Below are 2,600 nucleotides of genomic sequence, written 5' to 3' on the forward strand. Positions count from 1 at the left end.
GATACAGGTGTGTTTTCCCGCCGGTTTCAGGGAAAAGAGATGGTAGAAGGTTGCTACCCCATAGACGCGACTGAGGGGCAGTTTTAGCGCCCGGGCAACGTAGAGGAGAACATCTTCTTCTAGGAATCCAAAGGCTTCTTGAGCTTTGTGCAGGACTTCAATCAGGGCTGATTGATTATATCCTGCCCGCTTCATGGTGATGTCGAGGACTTTGAAGCGTTTATCGCCACTGGGATGCTCTTTTTTCTCCGTTTGACGAGGATTGGCAGTTTGCATAAATCTGAACCAAATAAATTTTAGGGGCGATGACGGGAAAGAGATGGAGAGTTATGGGTTTTCCTTGGTCATCTCCCTGCTTTTATTCTGACACTGGCTCCGGAGGGCGATCGATAACTTTATCTTTCCTTTAGTTATTGGGGGATATTCAGTTATCAGTGACCAGTAATCAGTTTCCCTAAGCTGTGGAAGATGAATTTAAGCCATTTTTCAAGAATCTGGACTGAGATATAAGGCAATGCTGCATTACTCTACTTTAATGCCAACGATAAGAAAGGCAATCGCACTCGATAAGATAAGAAGATGATACTTATTGAAGAATAAAGCTATCTCCTCCATCAAAATGAACCCAACAACCGCCAATTATGATGAACCATGAAAAGAGGCATTAAGCAAGTATTTTTAAGCGTTTTTATGCTTCTTTTTTCCTGAATTTTACCAATTAATTGATTGGACAAAAATTCCCAAATCCCTAGAAAAAGAACTCAAACGGATTACCGCTTCAGCTAAGACAAAAAAACGTTTTGCTGACAAACTCTGTTCAGAAACCAGTTAATGGAGTTACGGGGAATAGAACGTGGCAAGAAAATTGGCGAGGAAATTGGGGCTTTACAAACTGGTGGTAATTTTGTAATATCAGTTACCAGTTATCATTTATCAGTGACTATTTATCTGTTGCCAAAGCAGACTTGTCAGAATATAGTATGGAAAACAAGCATAATCTTGGCGAAACTATGTATCATCAACGACTAGCTAGACCTGAAGATGCAATAGCGATCGCTCCTCTTTGGCGAGATTTTGCTCAAAGGCGATCGGAAGTTGATCCCTCGATCAATCTGAAACCTGATTTTGACTATGAAGGATATGTGAGATATCAGCTTAAAAAACCTCTATCTTTCGGTTTTGTCTTGGAATATGAGCAGCAAATCGTCGGGTTTCTCTTTACTTATGTTTATGATGAGACCCCACCTCCCCAGATTTCTGCTTTGGAAATGTGGGAAAATCCTTTCATTCCCCGTCGTGTGGGTGCAGTTTTGGGGATGTATGTTAAAGAAAAGCACCGCAAACCAGACACGATTAATTTGTTGATTAAAGCGGCAATCGCTAAAGCGGAAGAACTAAAGGTTAGCGATATTGACCTATTAATCAGTATAGATCAGCAAGGGATTCAGGTATTATTAGAACGCTTGGGCTTTGTTAAAGCAGCGATTCAATATACAAAACATTTTAACATATCGGAGACGAATTTACCGAATTTACACCAGGCTCATTTAAGGCTAAGAGAAAAGGAAGTTATACCGACTGGAACAATTGTTTTAAGGGATATAAAAACTCAAGAAATTGTTAAGAATTCTCAAGGAAAGCCAATTTTTTTAGAGCCAGTTAGGGATGCAGCAGGAAAGGCTTTGACGAGTTCGACGGGTTTACCGATTTATCCTCTCCCTTTACGAGATCCGAATACTCATAATTTCATCTTTGATGAGGAAGAAAATCTCATCTTATGTCCTATCTTACAAGAACTAGGGGGTGAGGTAGTAGAATTTGGAGGAATCCCTCAATTTTGTCCACCTGTTTATGAACAAGTAGATGGGAAATTATGCTTGAAGCAAGATAGTAATGGCAATTATGTTTTTGCAGAAGTAGAACGGGATGAGTCAGGAAAAATTAGGCGATTACCAGAAGGAAAACCACTCTTTAAATCCACCAATTGATCTTTAAACTTTTAGCCAAACGTAACAATATCGAGAAGACTGGTTTCTTCAAGAAACCCCTTTTCTGAAAGCATCCCCCTATGCTCCTAGGTTAAAGGGGTAAAGTCATAACAATCCGTTGCCAAAACCAACTTTTCAGAATATAATAGAGAAGAGTAGTCATTCATCACTCAGATTAGTTAAGATGACATTACATGACTAATAATACTGACCATGATCGCTTATTTAAGGAGTTAATCTCCACCTTTTTTGTCGAATTTATCGAGTTATTTTTTCCTCAATTGATAGATTATTTAGATAGGGACTCGATTACTTTTTTAGACAAAGAAGTATTTACCGATGTCACGGAAGGAGAAAGGTATGAAAGCGATTTAGTCGCACAGGTTAAGTTTCGAGAAAAAGAATCTTTTTTCTGATTCATGTAGAGGCGCAGGAAAGTTCCCGCAAGTGGTTTAACCGGCGAATGTTTACTCAGCAATTCTCATTTTGAAAACAAAAGAAGATAAAGTTCTCTTGTTCACATAGAGAACTTCTGTCTAATTATCATTTTTTTTCAAGATAATCATCATAATTAGCTTCAAGAGACAGTTTTAAAATATCTGCCCATAAAAA

2 protein-coding genes and 2 pseudogenes are annotated in these 2,600 nt (G+C 38.6%); 3 read left to right on the plus strand and 1 reads right to left on the minus strand.

What is annotated here, in order from left to right:
* A partial coding sequence (locus PX484_RS12185) for an NAD(P)H-dependent oxidoreductase subunit E (protein ID WP_288104023.1) occupies positions 1-276 on the minus strand: 276 nt, incomplete at its 3' end.
* A 343-nt stretch (positions 277-619) separates the two neighbouring features.
* On the opposite strand from PX484_RS12185, the pseudogene PX484_RS12190 reads away from it, so the two are divergent.
* The 3 genes and pseudogenes from PX484_RS12190 to PX484_RS12200 form a co-directional block, all read left to right on the plus strand.
* Positions 620-814 (plus strand): annotated as a pseudogene (locus PX484_RS12190) (hypothetical protein); the annotation flags it as partial.
* A 166-nt stretch (positions 815-980) separates the two neighbouring features.
* On the plus strand, positions 981-1,988 hold the full coding sequence (locus PX484_RS12195; RefSeq protein ID WP_287664198.1) for a GNAT family N-acetyltransferase: 1,008 nt from the start codon (positions 981-983) through the stop codon (positions 1,986-1,988).
* A 194-nt stretch (positions 1,989-2,182) separates the two neighbouring features.
* A pseudogene (locus tag PX484_RS12200) lies at positions 2,183-2,460 on the plus strand (flagellar assembly protein H); the annotation flags it as partial.
* Positions 2,461-2,600: the final 140 nt, after the last annotated feature.

The organism is Microcystis sp. M49636_WE2 (assembly GCF_030065375.1).
Lineage (GTDB): Bacteria > Cyanobacteriota > Cyanobacteriia > Cyanobacteriales > Microcystaceae > Microcystis > Microcystis aeruginosa_C.

Coding starts and splice junctions, on each gene's coding strand:
- PX484_RS12195 (WP_287664198.1), top strand. CDS start 981: ATGGAAAACAAGCATAATCTTGGCGAAACTATGTATCATCAACGACTA.